This is a genomic window from Burkholderia sp. BCC0397 (genome assembly GCF_902832865.1).
Lineage (GTDB): Bacteria > Pseudomonadota > Gammaproteobacteria > Burkholderiales > Burkholderiaceae > Burkholderia.
This window is the reverse complement of record NZ_CADFDL010000001.1, coordinates 1,021,966-1,041,907: the sequence shown is the minus strand read 5'-3', so window position 1 is coordinate 1,041,907 and position 19,942 is coordinate 1,021,966. Positions and strand designations below refer to the sequence as shown.

The 19,942-nt window shown below is 68.9% G+C and carries 14 protein-coding genes; 11 read left to right on the top strand and 3 right to left on the bottom strand.

The genetic code is table 11. The features are described from left to right. Positions 1-47 precede the first annotated feature (47 nt). On the top strand, positions 48-1,697 hold the full coding sequence (locus HWX03_RS04635) for an IclR family transcriptional regulator C-terminal domain-containing protein (RefSeq protein WP_175870410.1): 1,650 nt from the start codon (positions 48-50) through the stop codon (positions 1,695-1,697). A gap of 672 nt (positions 1,698-2,369) precedes the next feature. Here HWX03_RS04635 and HWX03_RS04630 read toward each other — a convergent pair. Then, complete coding sequence (locus HWX03_RS04630) at positions 2,370-2,852, bottom strand: Lrp/AsnC family transcriptional regulator (RefSeq protein WP_175733155.1); 483 nt, start codon at positions 2,850-2,852, stop codon at positions 2,370-2,372. 284 nt (positions 2,853-3,136) lie between these two features. Between HWX03_RS04630 and HWX03_RS04625 the strand changes: the two genes are divergently transcribed. The 4 genes from HWX03_RS04625 to HWX03_RS04610 all read left to right on the top strand — a co-directional run bounded on the left by HWX03_RS04625 (position 3,137) and on the right by HWX03_RS04610 (position 7,718). Continuing rightward, positions 3,137-3,790 (top strand): LysE family translocator, encoded by a 654-nt coding sequence (locus HWX03_RS04625; RefSeq protein WP_175870409.1) that lies wholly within the window; start codon positions 3,137-3,139, stop codon positions 3,788-3,790. Positions 3,791-3,911: 121 nt separating this feature from the next. Further along, positions 3,912-5,087, top strand: coding sequence for a voltage-gated potassium channel protein (gene kch / locus HWX03_RS04620; RefSeq protein ID WP_175870408.1), 1,176 nt, complete (start codon positions 3,912-3,914; stop codon positions 5,085-5,087). 69 nt (positions 5,088-5,156) lie between these two features. Next, entirely contained in the window at positions 5,157-5,588 is a 432-nt protein-coding gene (locus tag HWX03_RS04615; RefSeq protein WP_175870407.1) for a YqaA family protein, read from the top strand. A gap of 147 nt (positions 5,589-5,735) precedes the next feature. After that, the gene (locus tag HWX03_RS04610; RefSeq protein WP_175870406.1) at positions 5,736-7,718 is read left to right on the top strand and encodes a methyl-accepting chemotaxis protein; all 1,983 of its coding nucleotides are present in this window, start codon (positions 5,736-5,738) and stop codon (positions 7,716-7,718) included. 48 nt (positions 7,719-7,766) lie between these two features. Here the strand turns inward: HWX03_RS04610 and HWX03_RS04605 are convergent, their stop codons facing one another. Beyond that, positions 7,767-9,419 carry an acyl-CoA synthetase gene (locus HWX03_RS04605; protein WP_175870405.1) on the bottom strand — a complete coding sequence of 551 codons (1,653 nt, stop codon included), beginning with the start codon at positions 9,417-9,419 and terminating at the stop codon, positions 7,767-7,769. A gap of 168 nt (positions 9,420-9,587) precedes the next feature. On the opposite strand from HWX03_RS04605, the gene HWX03_RS04600 reads away from it, so the two are divergent. The 6 genes from HWX03_RS04600 (at position 9,588) to HWX03_RS04575 (ending at position 18,725) form a co-directional block, all read left to right on the top strand. Continuing rightward, positions 9,588-10,331 carry a Crp/Fnr family transcriptional regulator gene (locus HWX03_RS04600; protein WP_175870404.1) on the top strand — a complete coding sequence of 248 codons (744 nt, stop codon included), beginning with the start codon at positions 9,588-9,590 and terminating at the stop codon, positions 10,329-10,331. Between the two features lie 185 nt (positions 10,332-10,516). Next, on the top strand, positions 10,517-13,765 hold the full coding sequence (locus HWX03_RS04595) for an efflux RND transporter permease subunit (protein ID WP_175870403.1): 3,249 nt from the start codon (positions 10,517-10,519) through the stop codon (positions 13,763-13,765). Positions 13,766-13,801: 36 nt separating this feature from the next. Further along, entirely contained in the window at positions 13,802-15,031 is a 1,230-nt protein-coding gene (locus HWX03_RS04590; protein ID WP_175870402.1) for an efflux RND transporter periplasmic adaptor subunit, read from the top strand. Positions 15,032-15,036: 5 nt separating this feature from the next. Beyond that, positions 15,037-16,527: an efflux transporter outer membrane subunit gene (locus HWX03_RS04585; RefSeq protein WP_175870524.1), complete on the top strand. Its 1,491-nt coding sequence runs from the start codon at positions 15,037-15,039 to the stop codon at positions 16,525-16,527. A gap of 21 nt (positions 16,528-16,548) precedes the next feature. After that, positions 16,549-17,244, top strand: coding sequence for a heavy metal response regulator transcription factor (locus HWX03_RS04580; RefSeq protein ID WP_027782937.1), 696 nt, complete (start codon positions 16,549-16,551; stop codon positions 17,242-17,244). Then, positions 17,241-18,725: a heavy metal sensor histidine kinase gene (locus HWX03_RS04575; RefSeq protein WP_175870401.1), complete on the top strand. Its 1,485-nt coding sequence runs from the start codon at positions 17,241-17,243 to the stop codon at positions 18,723-18,725. Before HWX03_RS04580 ends, HWX03_RS04575 begins: the two co-directional genes overlap by 4 nt. A gap of 73 nt (positions 18,726-18,798) precedes the next feature. Here the strand turns inward: HWX03_RS04575 and HWX03_RS04570 are convergent, their stop codons facing one another. Further along, positions 18,799-19,839 carry a helix-turn-helix domain-containing protein gene (locus tag HWX03_RS04570; protein WP_175870400.1) on the bottom strand — a complete coding sequence of 347 codons (1,041 nt, stop codon included), beginning with the start codon at positions 19,837-19,839 and terminating at the stop codon, positions 18,799-18,801. Positions 19,840-19,942: the final 103 nt, after the last annotated feature.

Here is a 19,942-nt window from a genome sequence, read left to right as displayed (position 1 = left end):
ATGGCGTCGGATACCATGCGGGGTTTCGTCAACGGAAGAATCATCGCGTGCAGAACCACGAAGTCAGCGCGGACGATGCGCCGCCCAAGGCGCAGCGCGGCATCCAGAGTGTCGAGGTCGGCGGCCGGCTGCTCGACGCGTTCGCGCGCCGGCGCAAGCCGCTCGGGCTGTCGGAGCTGGCCGCGGCGGCCGATCTCTCCACCGCGCAGGCGCACACCTATCTCGTGAGCCTGACGCGGCTCGCGCTCGTGAAACGCGATGCGATCACCGGCAACTACGAGCCGGGCCCGCTGTCGCTGCGGCTCGGGCTGATGTCGATCGAGCGCCAGCCGGCCTACCGCGCGACGCTGCCGCACGCGGCGCGACTCGCGGAAACGGTCGGCCTGAGCGTCGCGCTGTCGGTGCCGGGCGTGCTCGGCCCGACGATCGTGCGCATCGAGCACGGCGGCTATCCGTTGCACATGAACCTGCACGTCGGTTCGGTGATGTCGCTCGACACGACGGCGACCGGCCGGGTGTTCCGCGCGTTCGGCGACCCCACGCAACTCGACGCGATGGCGGCCAGCCAGGCCGGTGCGGGCGATACGCTCGCCGGCGCCGAAGGCGGGTCGGTCGCGCCGGACGCCGAGGCGCAACACGTCGAACTCGACGCGATCCGCGCGCGCGGCATCGAACGCAGCATCGACCGGCCGAGCCCGGGCGTCAGCGGCATGTGCGTGCCCGTCTTCGATGCGCACGGGCATCTGCAGCTCGCGTTGACGGTGATCGGTTCGACGGGATCGATCGATGTCGACTGGGACGGCCCGATCGCGGCGGCCTTGCGCGACGCGGCGCGGCAAGCCACCGCGTCGCTCGGCGCGGCGCGTGCGGAACCGGCGCCCGCGCCGGCGCCGGGCGCCGCGCGCGTACCGCCCGCGCTGGCCGACGACGCCAAAGCGCAGCGCGGGATCAATGCGCTCGACAGCACCGGCGAGCTGCTGCTCGCGCTGGTGTCGGCGGGCCGCGCGCTGCCGCTGCGCGATCTCGCGACGGCGGCCGGCATGCCGGCCGCGAAGGCGTTTCCGCATCTCGTCAGCCTGCAGAAGATCGGCCTGCTGAGCCGCGACGACGCCGGCTGCTTCGACGGCGGCCCGCTCGCGCAGGCGCTCGGCCTGATCGCGATGCAGCGCGTGTCGCCGACGCGCGACGCGGAAGCCGAGATCGTCGCGCTCGCCGGCGCGACCGACATGAGCGTGGCCGCCGCGACGCTCGGGCCGCTCGGGCCGACCGTGATCCGGCTCGAGGAATCGGCGCGGCCGCAGCACGTGAGCCTGCAGGTCGGCACCGTGATGTCGCTCGTCAATACGGCGATCGGCCGGATTTTCGCGTCCGGCATGTCCGACGACGTGCTGGCCGATCTGCTCGCCAACGAACCGGTGCGCCTCGCCGGCGCGCCCGCCGCCCCGGACGACGCGGCCTTCCGCGCGCGGCTCGCGGCGATCCGCGCGGACGAACTCGATTTCGCGTTCGACGCGCCGGTGCCCGGCATCGGGACGATTGCCGCCCCCGTGTTCGATCACACCGGCAGCATCCGGCTCGTGATCGCGATCATCGGCTCGTCGCGCGGCTTCCCGCGCGGGCCGGACAGCGAACTGGCGCAGACGCTGCGGGCCGCGACTCGGCGGCTGTCCTGGCGCTTCGGGTGGATCGGCGGGTAATCGTCGGCCCATCGCCGCGCCGTCTCGCCGCCACTCGGCCTTCCTCTCTTGCCTGGTCAACGCGAGGCGGTGCTCGCCACGGCCTCGTCACGCCTGGTCGCCACGCGAAGGCGAGCACGGACGCGGGCGCGCCAAAAATTCATGTTGCGCCGCAGCAACATGAATTGTCAGTAATTCTCATATAACGAAATCGCATTTCACAAGGCGGCGAAGTTTCTCTATGATTAGGGTTATCCCTAACTCACCACCTATATGGGGTTTCGTCATGCAAACGTCTAATGTCTCGAACCGTTCCACCGAATCCGCTGGCTGGCTCGCACGTGTTGGCGAACTGCTCGCAGAAGCTTGGGCACTGCACCTCGAGAACTGCGCAATCATCGCTGAAGCGCACGCACGCCTGCCGCGCTGAGCGCAGCGACTGGCCGCCGGCCGGCGGCACGATAACCGGCCTGACCCTGACCCGCTTGCCGGGACGCGCGCCTGACGGCCGCCGCGTCCGGCATCGGAGCGGTCGCAGCGGAAGATTCATCCGTTTTCCTGCCCCGCTGGTATTTCCCGCCTGCATTCGCTGTCGGGCCGCGCGCACTCGCCGCGACAGCCCGATTCCCGCCCTTCTTCAGCACGGCCGCCAACCTCGTCGTCACGACGATGCGCCGCCCTGCGCCGCCCTCCTCACACCTGAATCGACGGCACGTCTTTCATGCACCGCAGCGCGAACATCGAGCGACTGTGGCGGATGCTCGAAATCCGGTACAGCTTCTCGCGCAGGAAGCGTTCGTAGCCGGCCGTGCCGTCCACCGCGACCTTGATCCAGTAGTCGTATTCGCCCGACACGAGATACGCCTCGAGCACCTCGGGCAGCGCCGCGAGTTCGGCGCCGAACCGCGCGAGCGCGTCGTCTTCGTGGCGGTCGAGCGTGACTTCGAGGATCACGATGTCCGCATAGCCGAGCATGCGCTGGTTCACCAGCGCGACGTAGCCGTCGATGTAACCGTCGAGTTCGAGCTGCCGCGTGCGGTTCCAGCATGCGGTGGTCGACATGCCGATCTGTTCGGCCAGTTCGGCGTTCGACAGACGCGCATTTTTTTGCAAGGCACCGAGGATCTTGCGGTCCTGGTTGTCGAGGGTTTTCGGCGAGCGTTCGCGGGTAGCCATGGCGGAAAGAATCTTCTACTGAAAATTCGAATTCTAGCCGAACAGGATTCCGGTTTCGGGTGTGTTTTGCTGGAAAACAGGAAGCCTTTTAACCGGGCCACTTGATACATTTTCTCCATGCCTGTTGTCCGGCACGCTCCGCGCGACAACCCCTTCGCATCGGGACGCCTGGCCGCAATCACGAGTTGCGGCGCCGGACATGCAGGCATGCGATCCCCGCCTCCCGCGCGCCTATCCGGCTGCCCGGGCCGGCGCCCGACTCCCCCGTTTCCGCACTTCCCGTCATGTCGTTCAGGCTTTATCTGTCGTTCGTCGCTGCGTCCGCCGTCCTCATCTACGCCCCCGGCCCTGTCAACCTCCTCACGATGAATCAGGCATTGCGCGCCGGCTGGCGCCGCGCGCTGCCGTGCGTCTGGGGCGGCACGCTCGCCGTGCTGCTGCAACTCGCGCTGACCGCGCTGTGCCTGAACTCGCTGGTCCACCTCGATGAACACGCGCTGAGCGTGCTGCGCTGGGCCGGCGCCGCGTATCTCGTGTGGCTCGGCGGCAAGCAATGGCTGAGCCGCGCGCCGGCCGGCGCAGCGGCACCGGCCGACGCCAGCGCCGGAACGGCAAGCGCCGCGCCGGACACCGACACCGGGCGCGCGCTGTTCTGGCGCGGCGTCGCGACTTCCGGGCTGAATCCGAAGACGCTGCTGTTCTTTCCGTCGTTCTTTCCGCAGTTCCTCAGCCCGAATGCCGACTGGAGCCTGAACCTTCAATACCTGCTGCTCGCCGCGACGTTCGCGCTGCTGTTCGCCGGCGGCGTCGCGTCGATGGCGCTGTTCTCGCACCGGCTGAGCCGCGCGTTGCAGCGGCCGGCGCGGATGCGTGCGATGAACCGCGTGACGGGCGGGCTGCTCGTCGGGATGGGCGCGATCATGGTCGGCTGGAACTGAACGGCCGCGCGTGCGGGCTTCGTCGACGCCGCCGCCAGGCCCCTCGAAAAAGCAGCCGGGCGCCGAATGCTTTAGGGTAGCGGCTCTTTCGTTGGACATGCCCGGGCTGCCGGGCGACTGAATGAAGCACGTCACATCCCGCCTGCGGCGCCTGTTCGCGCCGATCGGCCTGCACTGGTATCTCGCCCTCCTGCTCGCACTCGATGCGCTCATGGTGCTGCGCCCCGTCGTCGAACACGCGCGGCTCGGGCTGCATCACGCGTGGCTCGCCGATGCGCTGAACCTCGTCGACAACATGGGGCTCGTCGTCCTGCCGCAGGTCGTCGTCGCAGCCGGCCTCGCGACGATGGCCATCGGCATCGTGCTGCGCGCCCGCGTCGCATGGGTGCTGTCGATCCTGCTGCTGGTCGCGGCCGCCGCGATCAGCGTGCTCGGCGGCTATCGCAGCCATGCGGTGTTCGTCTATACGGCCGTGCTGGTCGTCGCGCTGCTGTACTACTGGCGGCACTTCGACCGCGCGAGCGTGGCCGCCAGCAGCCTGTTCGCGTTGCTGAGCATCGTGTCGCTGCTGATCTACGCGACCTTCGGCGTGCTCTATCTCGGCGACGAATTCACGCCGCCCGTCCACGATCTCGCCACTGCCGTCTATTTCTCGATCGTGTCGATGTCGACCGTCGGCTACGGCGACATCGTGCCGCACGCACCGACCGCGCGCCTGTTCACCGCATCGGTGATCGTGCTCGGCATCACGGTATTCGCGACGTCGATCAGCGCGGTCGTCGGCCCGGTGATCGGCGGCAATCTGAAACGGATCGTCAAGGGAGGCATTTCGAACGTGATCCGCAAGCATCATTTCCTGATCGTCGGCGCGACACCCGTCGCGCATGCGGTGCACGACGGGCTGCGCAAGCGCGGCTACGCGGTGACCGTCGTCGTGCCGGCCGGCGTCGAGCACAACTATCCGGCCGCAACCGACCTGATCGTCGGCGATGCGACCGACCATGCGGTGCTGGAAAGCGCCGGTGCGGCGACCGCGCGCGCGGTGCTCGCGCTGCGTTCGGACGACGCCGAAAACGCGTTCATCATCCTCGCGATCCGCGAGATCGCGCCGTCGGTGCGCACGGTCGCGCTCGTGAACCACCAGCGCAACCTCGAACGGCTGCGGTTGTTGAAACCCGACATGGTGTTCTCGCCGCAGCAGCTCGCGGGCGAACTGCTCGCCAGCACGCTCAACGACGAACCGGTCGACAAGTCGATGATCTCGCACCTGCTGTTCGGCACGACCGATGCCGCGTGATGCCGTGAGCCGGTGAGCCCGTGACCGCGTGACCCGGGCCCGCCGCCGCCTGGCCGGTACAATCGCGCGATGTCCGAATTGCTCACCTACGGCGGCCTGTTCGCCGTGTCGATGGTCGCCGCGACCCTGTTCCCGCTGCAATCCGAAGCCGTGCTCGCCGGCCTGCTGCTCGCCGGGCGCGAGCCTGTGTGGGCGCTGGTGCTCGTCGCGAGCGTCGGCAACGTCGCCGGCTCGGCGATCAACTGGGCGCTCGGGCGCGGCATCGAGCACTTCCGCGAGCGCCGCTGGTTTCCGGTCAAGCCGTCGGCGCTCGCGCGCGCCGAGCGCTGGTATGCGCGCTACGGCCGCTGGTCGCTGCTGCTGAGCTGGGCGCCGGTGATCGGCGATCCGCTCACGATGATCGCCGGCGTGCTGCGCGAGCCGCTGCCGACCTTTCTCGCGATCGTGACGATCGCGAAAGTCGGCCGCTACCTGGCCGTCGCATGGCTCGTGGTGCACTGACGCCGTCCGTCATCCGGTTTCGCCTGTCGCGCCGGCGCACCCCGCCGCCGTGTGCGCGCCGCTAAAGAATTCGCCGAAACTGCCGATTACCTGACGACAAGCGGTGACGCGTGCGTTCCGCCCCTCTCTCCCCACTCAGGATCCCGTATGAGATTGACCCAATTGGGCCGGGTGAGCGTCGGTACGCGTCTTGCCGCGCTGGCGTGCGCGCTCGTTGCACTGCTGTTCACCGTTTTCGCATGGGCGCTCGCCCATTTTGCCGGCCAGCAACTCGCCGACGAGGCGCACGCGCGGATTGCCGACAAGGAGCAGTCGATCGGCGCGATGGTCGAGCTGTTCGACAAGGCCCTGACCGCCGAAGCCAACCGTTCGATGTCGCTGTTCGCGAGCTTCCTGCCGGCCGACTTCGCGCTCGACCCGGCTCGCACCGTCGACATCGGCGGCGTCGCCGCGCCGACGCTGTCCGCCGGCGGCCAGCCGCTCGACCTCGACTATTCGATTCCCGATCAGTTCCTGAAGAAAAGCGGCGCGATCGCGACGATCTTCGCGCGCGACGGCGACGACTTCGTGCGCATCACGACGTCGCTGAAGAAGCAGGACGGCGCACGCGCGGTCGGCACGAAGCTCGACCGCGCCGGCCCCGCGTACGCGCCGCTGGTCGCGGGGCGCAGCTACACCGGCCTCGCGAAGCTGTTCGGCCGGCCGTACATCACGCAGTACAAGCCGGTGACCGACGCGACCGGCCGCGTGATCGGCGCGCTGTTCGTCGGCCTCGACATCGGCGCCCAGCTCAAGCTCGTCGAAGACGGCATCCGCTCGCTGAAAATCGGCGACAACGGCTACTACTTCGTGCTCGATGCATCGCAGGGCCCGTCGCGCGGCGCCTTCGTCGTGCATCCCGATGCGGCGGGCCAGCCGGCCGACGACACGCGCGCCCCCTACGCGCAGATGCTCGCGGCCGGCCAGGGCCGGCTCGCGTACACGTCGACCGACCCGGCCGCGCACGACCGCGGGCCGACCGCGAAAGTCGTGTCCTTCACGACGATCCCGCAGTGGCAATGGCTCGTCGGCGGCATCGCGCTCGACGACGAACTGCTCGCCACGATGCGCGCCACCCGCAACCGCTTCCTGATGATCGGCGCCGTGCTCGTCGCGGCGTTCGCGACGCTGTTCGTCATCGTCGTGCGACGCGTCGTGAGCCGGCCGCTGGAAGCCGCCGCACGCGCGTCCGAGCGCTTTGCGGCGGGCGATCTCAGCGTGCGGATCCGCGACGGCGCGCACGCGCACGACGGCGCGGGCAACGACGAGATCGGCCGGCTCGTGCAGGCGGTCGACGGGATCGGCGACGGCCTCGCGCAGATCGTCGCGCAGGTGCGCAGCGGCTCGGCCGACATCGCGCGCGGCACGGTCGGTATCGCGGCCGGCAGCGGCGACATCGCCGCGCGGATCGCGACGCAGGCGAGCAGCGTCGAGCAAACGGCCGCGAGCATGGAGCAGATCACCGCCGCCGTGCAGCAGAGCGCCGAGCATGCGGCGCAAGCCAACGCGCTGGTCGCGGACGCATCGGCCGCCGCGACGAACGGCGACGCCGCGGTGCAGCGCGTGGTCGCGACGATGGACGACATCGGCCGCGCGACGCGCCGGATCGCCGAGATCACCGGCGTGATCGAAGGCATCGCGTTCCAGACCAACATTCTCGCGCTGAACGCAGCCGTCGAGGCCGCACGCGCAGGCGAACACGGCAAGGGCTTCGCGGTGGTCGCGGCCGAGGTGCGCGCGCTCGCGCAGCGCAGTGCGGCCGCGGTCAAGGAGATCGACGCGCTGAGCGCCGAATCGTCGACGACCGTCGAACAGGGTTACCGGATCGCGGACGCCGCGCGCGGCACGATGCGCGACATCGTCGCGCGGGTCGACCAGGTCCGCACGCTGATCGGCGAGATCAGCGCCGCGTCGCGCGAGCAGTCGACCGGCATCGAGCAGGTGAACCTGGCCGTCACGCAGATCGGCGAGGCGACGCAGCAGAACGCGACGCTGATCTCGGATGCCGAACGTGCGGCCGTCGCGTTGCGCGACCAGGCCGCGCAGCTGTCGGACGCGGTGAGCGTGTTCCGGCTGGAGCGCGACGCGTGATCGCGTGATCGCGTGATCGTCGACGCGCGGCGGCGGAAAGCCGGCCGCCTACTTCTTGTCGCCCGCGAGGTCGATCGCCTTGTCCGAGCCGACCGCATGGCGCAGCTGGAACTTCTGGATCTTGCCGGTCGACGTCTTCGGCAGCTCGCCGAAGCGCACGGCCTTCGGCACCTTGAAGCCCGCGAGCAGTTGCCGGCAGTGCGCGACGATCTCCTCCTCGGTCGCGCTCGCGCCTTCGCGCAGCTCGACGAACGCGCACGGCACCTCGCCCCATTTCGGGTCGGGCATCGCGACGACGGCCGCCACGGCCACCGCCGGATGGCGGTACAGCGCGTCCTCGACCTCGATGCTCGAGATGTTCTCGCCGCCCGAGATGATGATGTCCTTCTTGCGATCCTTGATCCGGATATAGCCGTCCGGCATCAGCACCGCGAGATCGCCGGTATGGAACCAGCCGCCGTGGAACGCCTCGTCGGTCGCCTTCGGGTTCTTCAGGTAGCCCTTCATGCAGATGTTGCCGCGGAACATGATCTCGCCGAGCGTCTCGCCGTCGGCCGGCACCGGCGTCATCGTGTCGGGATCGAGCACCGTCGCGCCCGCTTCGAGGTGATAGCGCACGCCCTGGCGTGCATTCAACCGCGCGCGTTCGTCGTCGGACAACGCCTCCCAGTGCGCCTGCTTCGCGCAGACGGTCGCCGGGCCGTAGACCTCGGTCAGCCCATACACGTGCAGCAGGTCGAAGCCGATCTCCTTCATCTTCGCGATCACGGCCGGCGCGGGCGCGGCTCCCGCGACCATCGCGTGCACCGTGTGGTCGATTCCCTCGCGCAGCTCGGCCGGCGCGTTCGCGATCGCGCTCTGCACGATCGGCGCGCCGCAGTAGTGCGTGATGCGCTCGCGGCGGATCAGGTCGAACACGGTCTTCGCGTCGAACTTGCGCAGGCATACGTTCACGCCCGCGCGCGCCGCGACGGCCCACGGGAAGCACCAGCCGTTGCAATGGAACATCGGCAGCGTCCACAGATACACGGCGTGCTTCGGCATGTCCCATTCGAGGATATTGCTGATCGCGGCGAGATACGCGCCGCGATGGTGGTAGACGACGCCCTTCGGGTCGCCGGTCGTGCCCGACGTGTAGTTCAGCGCGATCGCCTCCCATTCGTCGGCGGGCGGCGTCCAGGCGTAGCCGGGGTCGCCGCCGGCCACGAACGTCTCGTAGTCGGTTGCGCCCGCGAAACGGTCGGGGTCGGCCGGCATCGCGTCGGCCACGCTGACGATCTTCAGGCCCGGCACCTCGAGCGCCGCGCGATGCGCGACCTCCGCGTATTCGGTGTCGACGATCAGCACCTTCGCGTCGCCGTGACGCAGCATGAACAGCACCGACGACACGTCGAGCCGCGTGTTGATCGTGTTCAGCACGGCGCCGGCCATCGGTACGCCGAAGTGCGCCTCGACCATCGCCGGGATGTTCGGCAGCAGCGCCGCGACCGTGTCGCCGCGTGCGACGCCGGCCTGCGCGAGCGCGCTCGCCAGTTGCTTTGCGCGTGTATGGGTTTCGCCCCACGTGCGCCGCACGTCGCCGTGCACGATCGCCGTGCGCTCGCCGTAGACTTCGGCCGCGCGGACCAGGAAATCGATCGGCGTGAGCGGTACGTAGTTGGCATCGCGGCGGCCGAGCCCGGCCTCGAACATCTGCGTCATGATCCTGTCTCCCGTGTTCTGTCGACCGGGGCGCATGCACCCCGGATCGTTTTGATGTGGTTCAATTGCCGACAGCCTAACGGGCGTTATTGTGAGCCGTCTGTCATCGAAACGACAGAGTGCCGCTCGAGCGCTGCGCGTTATCCCTATCCTCGCAAACCCGCACCCATGCACGACCACCCCGACGCGGCCGCCCACCCGGCCGACACGCTTCCCGAACCGGGCCCGCTGCCGCCGCTGGCGACGCTGTTCGGCCAGTGCGCGTGGTTCCGCACGCTGGCGCCCGAACACCAGGCGCTCGTGCTTGCCCAGTCGCACGTCGAGCAGTGCGACGCCGGCGACGTGATCGCGCAGCGGCTCGCGCCGTCCGAATACTGGATCGGCGTCCATCGAGGGCTGCTGAAGCTCGCGATCTTCAACGTGTCGGGGCGCGGCTGCACGTTTTCCGGCGTGCCGTCGGGCGGCTGGTTCGGCGAAGGCAGCGTGATCAAGCGCGAACTGCGCAAGTACGAGGTCGTCGCGATCCAGCGCTCGACCGTGCTGTTCGTGCCGGTCGACACGTTCCATGCGCTGCTCGACACGAGCCTGCCGTTCACGCGCTTCGTGATTCATCAGTTGAACAACCGGATGGGCGAATTCATCGCGTCGATCCAGAACAGCCGGCTGCTCGACGTCGATGCGCGGGTCGCGCAGGCGCTCGCGCAGCTCTTCAACCCCGCGCTGTACCCGGATACCGGCCCGTCGCTGTCGATCTCGCAGGAGGAACTGGGGATGCTCGTCGGCGTGTCGCGCCAGCGGATCAACCAGGCGCTGCAGCAGCTCGAGAAGCTCGGCGCGTTGCGGCTCGCGTACAACCAGATCGAGGTCGTCGATCTCGACGCGCTCGCCCGCTTCGGCATGGAGCAGCTGTAAGCGCCGCCCGATGCGCGAAACCGCCGCCATCGCGGCGGCGCATTCCGTCTGCGGAATCGGCCGACGGCCAGCACACCTCAACCTGACGATTCAGCCAGTTTCGCGACAGTAACCCGTGCCGGGCCGACGCCTATCATTCGGGTTCCCTTTACCGACGCCCGATCACCTCCTGCCCCGCCGCCTCCATGTGGATCGTCAATCTCGCGCTCAGGCGCCCCTACACGTTCATCGTGATGGCCATCATGATCGTGCTGGCCACCCCGCTTGCGCTGATGCGCACACCGGTCGACGTGCTGCCCGCGATCAACATCCCGGTGATCAGCGTGATCTGGAATTACAGCGGCTTCTCCGCGACGGAGATGACGAACCGCATCACGTCCGTCCATGAACGGATCCTGACGACGACCGTCAACAACATCCAGCACGTCGAATCGACGTCGCTGCCCGGCATCGCGGTCGTGAAGGTGTTCCTGCAACCGGGCGCGAACGTGCAGACGGCGATCGCGCAGACGGTCTCGTCCGCGCAGGCGATCGTGCGGCAGATGCCGCAGGGCGCGACGCCGCCGCTCGTGATCACCTATTCGGCGTCGAGCATTCCGGTGATCCAGCTCGGGCTGTCGAGCAAGACGCTCAGCGAGCAGTCGCTCGCCGACATCGCGCTCAACTTCCTGCGCCCGCAGCTGATCACGGTGCCGGGCGTGCAGATTCCGTTCCCGTACGGCGGCCGCACGCGCGTGGTCGCGATCGACCTCGACCCGCAGGCGCTGCTCGCGAAGGGCCTCACGCCGGCCGACATCGTCAACGCGGTCAACGCGCAGAACCTCGTGCTGCCGACCGGCACCGCGAAGATGGGCCAGACCGAGTACCGGATCGACACGAACGCGTCGGCCGATACCGTCGCCGACATCAACGACCTGCCGGTCCAGACCGTCAACGGCGCGACAACCTACTTGCGCGAGGTGGCGTCGGTACGCGACGGCTTCGCGCCGCAGACCAACGTCGTGCGCCAGAACGGCCAGCGCGGCGTGCTCATCTCGATCCTGAAAAGCGGCGACGCGTCGACGCTCAAGGTCGTGTCGGACCTGAAGGCGCTGCTGCCGAAGGTGATCCCGACGCTGCCCGAGGGGCTCACGATCACGCCGCTGTTCGACCAGTCGGTGTTCGTCAACGCAGCCGTCCAGGGCGTGATCCACGAGGCGCTGATCGCCGCCGTGCTGACCGCGATGATGATCCTGCTGTTCCTCGGCAACTGGCGCAGCACGCTGATCATCGCGATCTCGATCCCGCTGTCGATCTTCACGTCGCTGATCGCGCTGTCCGCGCTCGGCGAGACCATCAACATCATGACGCTCGGCGGCCTCGCGCTCGCGGTCGGCATTCTCGTCGACGATGCGACCGTCACGATCGAGAACATCGAGCGGCACCTGCATCTCGGTACGCGCCGGGCCGCCCCAAGCGTGCCGAGCAGCCCCCTCGGGGGGCAGCGACCGGAGGGAGCGTGGGGGTCGTCGTTCAGTACGAACCTGCACGAAGCGATCCTCGAAGGCGCCGGCGAGATCGCGGTGCCCGCGCTCGTGTCGACGCTGTGCATCTGCATCGTGTTCGTGCCGATGTTCTTCCTGACCGGCGTCGCGCGCTTCCTGTTCGTGCCGCTCGCGGAAGCCGTGGTGTTCGCGATGCTCGCGTCGTACGTGCTGTCGCGCACGCTGGTGCCGACGCTCGCGATGCTGCTGTTCCGCCCGCAGCAGGCGAGCACCGGCCCCGACCACGCGACGTCGCGCTTCGCACGCATCCATCACGCGTTCAACCATGCGTTCGAGCGGCTGCGCGCGTGGTACGTCGTGCTGCTCAGCAGCCTGCTCGTGCGCCGCCGCTTCTACGCGCTGTGCTTCCTCGGCTTCTGCGTGCTGTCGACGGGCCTCGTGTTCGTGCTCGGCCGCGACTTCTTCCCGAACGCCGATTCCGGCAACATCCGGCTGCACGTGCGCGCGCCGACCGGCTACCGGATCGAGGAAACCGCCCGCCTCGCCGATCAGGTCGAGCGCGTGATCCGCGAAACCGTGCCGCCCGACGAGCTCGGCGCGATCGTCGACAACCTCGGGCTGCCGGTGAGCGGCATCAACCTGTCGTACAGCAACGCCGGCACGATCGGCACGCTCGACGGCGAGCTGCTGATCGCGCTGAAGCCCGGCCACCGCGCGACCGGGCACTACGTGCAGACGCTGCGCACGCTGCTGCCGCAACGCTTCCCGGGCGTCGAGTTCTTCTTCCAGCCGTCGGACATCATCACGCAGATCCTCAACTTCGGGCAGCCGGCCGCGATCGACGTGCAGGTGCTCGGCAACGATCTCGCGAGTAACATGACCATTGCGAGCAGCCTGATGAAAAAGATCAGGCAAATCCCCGGCGCCGTCGACGTGCACGTGCTGCAACGCAACGACGAGCCGACCCTGCTGGCCGACATGGACCGTACGCGCATGCAGCAGCTCAATCTCTCCGCGCAGAACGTCGCGCAGAACATGCTGATCTCGCTGTCCGGGAGCTCGCAGACGACGCCGTCGTTCTGGATCAACCCGCGCACCGGCGTCCAGTACCCGCTGCAGATCCAGACCCCGCAATACAACCTCTCGTCGGTCGACGCCCTGCTCGGCACGCCGATCTCGGCCAGCGGCCGCACGGGCATGCCGCTGCAGCTGCTCGGCAACCTGGTGCAGGTGCGCAGTACCGCGAACCCGGCCGTGATCACGCACTACAACATCCGCCCGGCGATCGACGTGTACGTGAGCGTCGAGGGCCGCGATCTCGGCGCGGTCGCGGGCGAGATCGACCGCATCGTGGCCGACGCGCGCGCGACGCTGCCGCGCGGCACCAGCCTTGCGATGCGTGGCCAGATCGAGACGATGCGCACGTCGTATCTCGGCCTCGGCGCGGGCGTCGCGATGGCGATCGTGCTCGTCTACCTGCTGATCGTCGTCAATTTCCAGTCGTGGCTCGACCCGCTGATCATCATCAGCGCGATGCCGGCCGCGCTCGCCGGCATCGCGTGGATGCTGTTCATCACCGGCACGCACCTGAGCGTGCCCGCGCTGACCGGCGCGATCATGACGGTCGGCGTCGCGACCGCGAACAGCATTCTGGTCGTGTCGTTCGCGCGGCAACGCCTCGCGGCCGGCGCGCCGCCGCTCACGGCCGCGCTGGAGGCCGGCGCGACACGGATCCGGCCGGTGCTGATGACGGCGCTCGCGATGATCATCGGGATGGTGCCGATGGCGCTCGGTCTCGGCGAAGGCGCCGAGCAGAACGCGCCGCTCGGCCGCGCGGTGATCGGCGGGCTGCTGTTCGCGACCGTTTCGACCTTGCTGTTCGTGCCGCTCGTGTTCGGCGGCGTGCATTCCCGGCTGGCCCGGCGGCGCGCGCGCCAGGCCGGACACTGACTTTCGCCCCCCTACCCGGTTGAACTGGTTGAATTCATGGAAGAGAAACATCACAGCGCCGTCGGCATCCAGGTGGACGAACACGGCATGCACCTGCCGGCGCGCGCGTCGGTGTCGCGACGCGGGCGCATCGTCGTGATCGTGATCGGCGTGCTGCTGGCCGCCGGCGCCGCGCGCACGCTCATCGTCAACGGGCTGAACCGCAACCGGCTCGACGCGGTCGCCGAGCAGAACACGCGCCAGTACGTGAGCGTCGTGCATCCGGTCGACGCGGCCACCGGCGGCAAGCTGACGCTGCCCGGCACGCTGCGCGGCTTCGTCGAGGCGCCGATCTATGCGCGCGCCAGCGGCTACGTGCTGCGCTGGCAGGCCGACATCGGCGCGCACGTGAGGCAGGGGCAAACGCTCGCCGAACTCGACACGCCGGAGCTGAACCAGGAACTGGCGCAGGCCACCGCGCAGCGCCAGCAGGCGCAAGCCGCGCTCGCGCTCGCGAAGACGTCGTTCGACCGCGCGCAGCAGTTGCGCCAGCGCGATGCCGTGTCGCAGCAGGAACTCGACGACCGGCAAGGCGCGTTCAGCCAGGGCACCGCGAACCTCGCGGCGGCCGATGCGAACATGCGCCGCCTCACCGAGCTGAAGGGCTTCCAGCGGATCGTCGCGCCGATCGACGGGATCGTCACGCAGCGCAACGTCGACGTCGGCGATCTCGTCAGTTCCGGCAACGCGGGCCGCGCGCTGTTCACGGTCGTGCAGGCCGACCGGCTGCGCCTGTACGTGCAGGTGCCGCAGGCGTATGCGCAGCAGGTGAAGGTCGGCCAGCACGTGAGCGTCGCGCAGGCCGAGCTGCCGGGTCGGACGTTCGACGGCACGATCACGCGCACGTCCGAGGCGATCGACGTCGCGACGCGTTCGCTGCAGATCGAGATCACGCTGCCGAACCCGGACGGGCGGCTGCTGCCCGGCGCGTACGTGCAGGCGACGCTGCCGATGACGCCGGTCGGCCGCCTGCAGGTGCCGGCCAATACGCTGCTGTTCCGCGCCGAAGGCCCGACGGTCGCGACCGTCGATGCGAACGGCGTGGTCCACCTGAAACAGGTGACGGTCGTGCGCACGATCGGCCAGACGCTCGAAGTCGACGGGCCGGTCACGCCGAACGACCGCCTCGTCGCGAATCCGAGCGACGCGCTCGCGACCGGCGACCGGGTCGTCGTGCAGGCGCCGGCGGCGCAGCCGGCCTCGGCCGTCGCGGGAGCGAAGTCGTGATCGCGATGCGCACCCGCGTGCGGCCGGTGGCGCTCGCCGCCGTCGTCGCGGCCGCCGCTCTCGCCGGCTGCACGGTCGGCCCGGACTACCGGCGCCCGGCCGTCGACACGCCGGCCGCGTGGCGGCTCGACCCGGCCGACGGGTACTGGCATCCGGCCGCACCAGCCCGCGCGCCGCTCGATCCGGCCTGGTGGACCGCGTTCGGCGACGCGCAGCTCGACGCGCTGGAAGCCGACGCGCTGCGCAACAACCAGAACCTGAAGGCGGTGGCCGCGCGCTACGACCAGGCGAAGGCGACGCTCGCGTCGGTCGCGTCCGCGCAGTATCCGGCCGTCGGCCTGAACGCGAGCGGACAGCGCTTCAAGATTTCCGCCGACCGGCCGCAGACCAACTACGCGACGCGGAGCATGTCGACCGTGCAGAACGAGATCCAGGTCGGCGCGGCGGTCAGCTACGAACTCGACCTGTTCGGCCGCGTGCGGCGCAGCGTCGAATCCGCGCAGGCCAGCTCCGAGCAGGCGCGCGACGATTTCGCGAACGCGCGCCTCGTGCTGAGCGCCGATCTCGCGTCGAGCTATTTCACGCTGCGCGAACTCGACACCGAGATCGACGTCGTCAAGCGCTCGATCGACCTGCAGCAGAAGGCGCTCGATTACGTGAGCGCGCGCCACGATCTCGGTGCGGTGTCGGGCCTCGACCTGTTGCAGCAGCGCGCGCAGCTCGACGCGACGCGCACGCAGGCACAGCTGCTGATCCAGCAGCGCGCGCAGGTCGAAACCGCGATCGCGACGCTGGTCGGCACGCCCGCCCCCGCATTCTCGCTGGCGCCGCGCGTGGTGCCGATCAACGCGCCCGCGTTGCCGACCGGCATGCCGAGCGACCTGCTGCAACGGCGCCCCGACGTCGCGTCGGCCGAGCGCGCGATGGCCGCCGCGAACGCGCAGATCGGCGTCGCGCGCGCCGCGTATTTCCCGCGCATCACGCTGTCGCCGGACATCGGCTGGGACGCGACGCGCTTCGCGGGCCTGTTCACCGTGCCGGCGCTGCTGTGGTCGGTCGGCGGGTCGCTCAGCCAGCCGCTGTTCGAAGGCGGCAAGCTGAAGGCCGGCGTCGATTTCGCGCAGGCCGGCTACGTCGCCGCGCAGGCCAGCTACCGGCAGACCGTGCTCACCGCGTTCCAGGAGGTGCAGAATGCGGTGACCGGCCTGTCGGTGCTCGCGCAGGCGGCGCAGCAGGCGTCGGCGGCCGTCGACGACGCGCGCAAGCTCGTGTCGCTTGCGCAGGACCGTTACGCGGGCGGCCTGACGCCGTTCATCGACGTGCTGACGGCCCAGCAGCAATTGCTGACGAGCGAGCGCCAGGCCGTGCAGATCCAGGGCCAGCGCGCGGCGCTCGTCGTGTTTCTCGCGAAGGCGCTCGGCGGCGGCTGGGACGGCACCGCTCCAACCGACGTCGCGGCGGCAAGCCCGCAACCCGCCGCAAGCATCGGCCCCTAACCCGGTTATGCGAACACGCCTATGAAAGTCCTGATCGTCGAAGACGAACCGAAAGTCGTCGAATACCTGAAGAGCGGCCTGACCGAGGAAGGCTGGGTCGTCGACACCGCGCTCGACGGCGAGGACGGCGCGTGGAAAGCCGTCGAATTCGACTACGACGTGGTCGTGCTCGACGTGATGCTGCCGAAGCTCGACGGCTTCGGCGTGCTGCGGGCGTTGCGCGCGCAGAAGCAGACGCCCGTGATCATGCTGACCGCGCGCGATCGCGTCGACGACCGCGTGCGGGGCTTGCGCGGCGGCGCCGACGACTACCTGACCAAGCCGTTCTCGTTCCTCGAACTGATCGAACGGCTGCGTGCGCTGACGCGCCGCGCGCGCGTGCAGGAATCGACGCTGATCTCGATCGGCGACCTGCGCGTCGACCTGATCGGCCGCCGCGCGACCCGCGACGGCGCGCGGCTCGACCTGACCGCGCAGGAATTCCAGTTGCTCGGCGTGCTCGCGCGGCGCAGCGGCGAGGTGCTGTCGAAGACGACCATCGCCGAACTCGTGTGGGACGTGAACTTCGACAGCAACGCGAACGTCGTCGAGACGGCGATCAAGCGCCTGCGCGCGAAACTCGACGGCCCGTTCGCGGACAAGCTGCTGCACACGATCCGCGGGATGGGCTACGTGCTCGAGGCGCGCGAGGACGGCGACACGGAGCGGCGCGCATGAAGCGCTCGATCATCCTGCGGCTCTCGGCGATGTTCGGCATCGTGTCGCTGCTCGTGTTCACGCTGGTCGGCTGCGGGCTGTTCGTGATGATGGAGCGCCAGCTGTTCGCCGAGTTGCGCGCGACGATCGACACGCGCGCCAAGGTCGCCCAGATGATCGTGTCGCACGCGACCACGGCCGCGCGCGGCCGCATGATGCAGGAAAAACTCGCGGATCTCGAACCGCCCGACGGCTCGACGCACTATCAGGTGATCAGCGACAACCCCGCGTTCCGCTTCGGCAGCCCCGTCAACGGCGTGCCGCTCGATCCGCCGTTCGGCGCGTTCCAGCGCTACCAGCTCAACGACAGCAGCTACGCGGTGATGACGAAAACCATCACGCTGGCCGGCGCCGACGAGCGGCCGACGTTGCAACTGGTCGTCGCGACGTCGTGCGAGCGTACGCAGCGGATGCTGCGCCGCTTCGGCTGGACGCTGGCCGCGCTGATCGCGACGGCCACCGTCATCACGCTGCTGCTGAGCCGCGCGGTCGCGCGCTTCGGGCTCGCGCCGCTCGACCGGCTGTCGCAGGACGCAGCGAGCGTGAGCGCGACGAATCGCCGCCAGCGGCTGCACACCGACGCGCTGCCGACCGAGCTGCGCGATCTCGCGACGTCGTTCAACGGCGCGCTCGAACGCATCCAGCAAACCTACGCGCGGCTCGAAGCGTTCAACGCGGACGTCGCGCACGAGCTGCGCACGCCGATCAGCATCCTGATCGGCCAGACCCAGGTCGCGCTGACGAGCCGCGACCGCTCGGTCGACCGGATGCGGCAGACGCTGCAGTCGAACCTCGAGGAATTCGAGCGGCTGCGCGTGATCATCAACGACATGCTGTTCCTGTCGCGCAGCGATCGCGGCGAACGCGCGACCGACCTGAAGGACGTGTCGCTCGCCGACGAGGTGCGGCGCATGCTCGACTTCCTCGAAATCCCGCTCGACGAGGCGCAGTTGCGCGCCGAACTGCACGGCGATGCGCGCGCGGCCGTCGATCCGTCGCTGTTCCGCCGCGCGATGACGAACCTGCTGATCAACGCGATCCAGCATTCGGCGCCCGGCGCGACGCTGAACGTGACGATCACGCCGCGCGATACGCTCGTCGAGATGGCCGTGTCGAACCCCGGCGAGCCGATCGACCCGGTGCAGCGCTCGCACGTGTTCGAGCGCTTCTACCGGCTCGAGGAAGCGCGCGCGAACAGCAAGGAAAACCACGGGCTCGGGCTGTCGATCGTCAAGGCCGTGGCCGAGATGCACGGCGGCGGCGTGTTCGTCGCGTGCGCGGGCGGCGTCAACACGTTCGGCTTCTCGGTGTCGACGCAACGCTGTTCGGGCGGGCCGCTGCGTCCGGCCGATGCCGTCGGCCCGGCCGATTCCACCGATTCCGCCAATCCGGCCGATCCGCACGACGCGCGGCCGGCGCACGCGCCGCGCGCGTTGCACTAACGTCGGCCGTGCCTGTCGACGTCCGGTTGCTTCCGATCGGCGCTCGCCTGCCGCGAACTCGGCCCGGGACGCGTTACGCGCGTGGCTTGCCACCCTGCTCGCGCCACGCCCGCGGCGACATCGCAAACCGCTCGCGAAACACGCGACTGAAATGCGACATGTCGTTGAATCCCCAGCGCAACGCGATGTCGGATACGCGCAGCACCGCGCATTGCGGATTCGCCAGATCCTGCGCGCACCGTTCGAGCCGCAAGTGCCATACGTAACGCATCAGCGACGTATTTTCGGCCTCGAACAGCTTGTTGATGTACCGCGACGAAATCCCGATCGACCGCTCGATCATCATCGGGCTCAGCTCCGGATCGTGCAGGTGCTCGAGCAGATGCCGCTTCACACGCGTCAGCGTCAACGCCTTCATCCTCGATTGCGCGAGGTCGTTGCGCTGCATGCCGCCGAGCGTCATCGCGATCAGCGAGATCGCGGTATCCGACAGCTGCCGCATCTCGTCCTCGGTCACGCTACGGATCTGCGACGACATCTGCTCGAGAAACGCACGCATGACGCTGCCGACGCCCTCCCCGGTTTGCGTCGGGCAGGCCGTGCGGTGTTCCATCCCGATGACGAGCTGGTTCAGGGTCGCACGGGGAATGCTGACGACGATCTCGCGCCACGACTGGCCGAACTGCAGGTGGTGAGGCCGTGTCGCGTCGTAGATCGCAAAATCCCCGGGGTGCAGCGTGACGATCTTGCCGTCCTGCTCGACCGATTGGCTGCCCTCGAGCATCAATACGCCGAAATACTTGTCCTCATACTCGCTCCGCGCCTGGCGATAGCGCCGACTCACGGTCTGCTCGCTTGCGTGGATTTCCGAGATGCGCATCTTTTCGCATTTGCGCTGCCGCACCTGGCCGAAGAAATCGGCTTTCTGCACGGCTGCGATCTGCACATCCGCGAACAAACGCAGAATCGTCTCGCGCCAGAACTCGATACGCTGGCTGACCGAGCCGTCGGTCGCCACCTCGATGGCCGAATTCGTCCGTTCGTCCGGCGGGCTGTCGGACGCCAGGCCCGGCGCATCGCCGCTTGGGGCGCGCGGGAAAGGACGCATCGTCATGGTCGTGCCCCACATGGGTTAGCAAACACGCAGCCGGTAGCGTGCCCGTTCAAAAGCGCATTGTCCAATCGATAACCGTATCCGCCGCGTTGCCGGTCGGAGC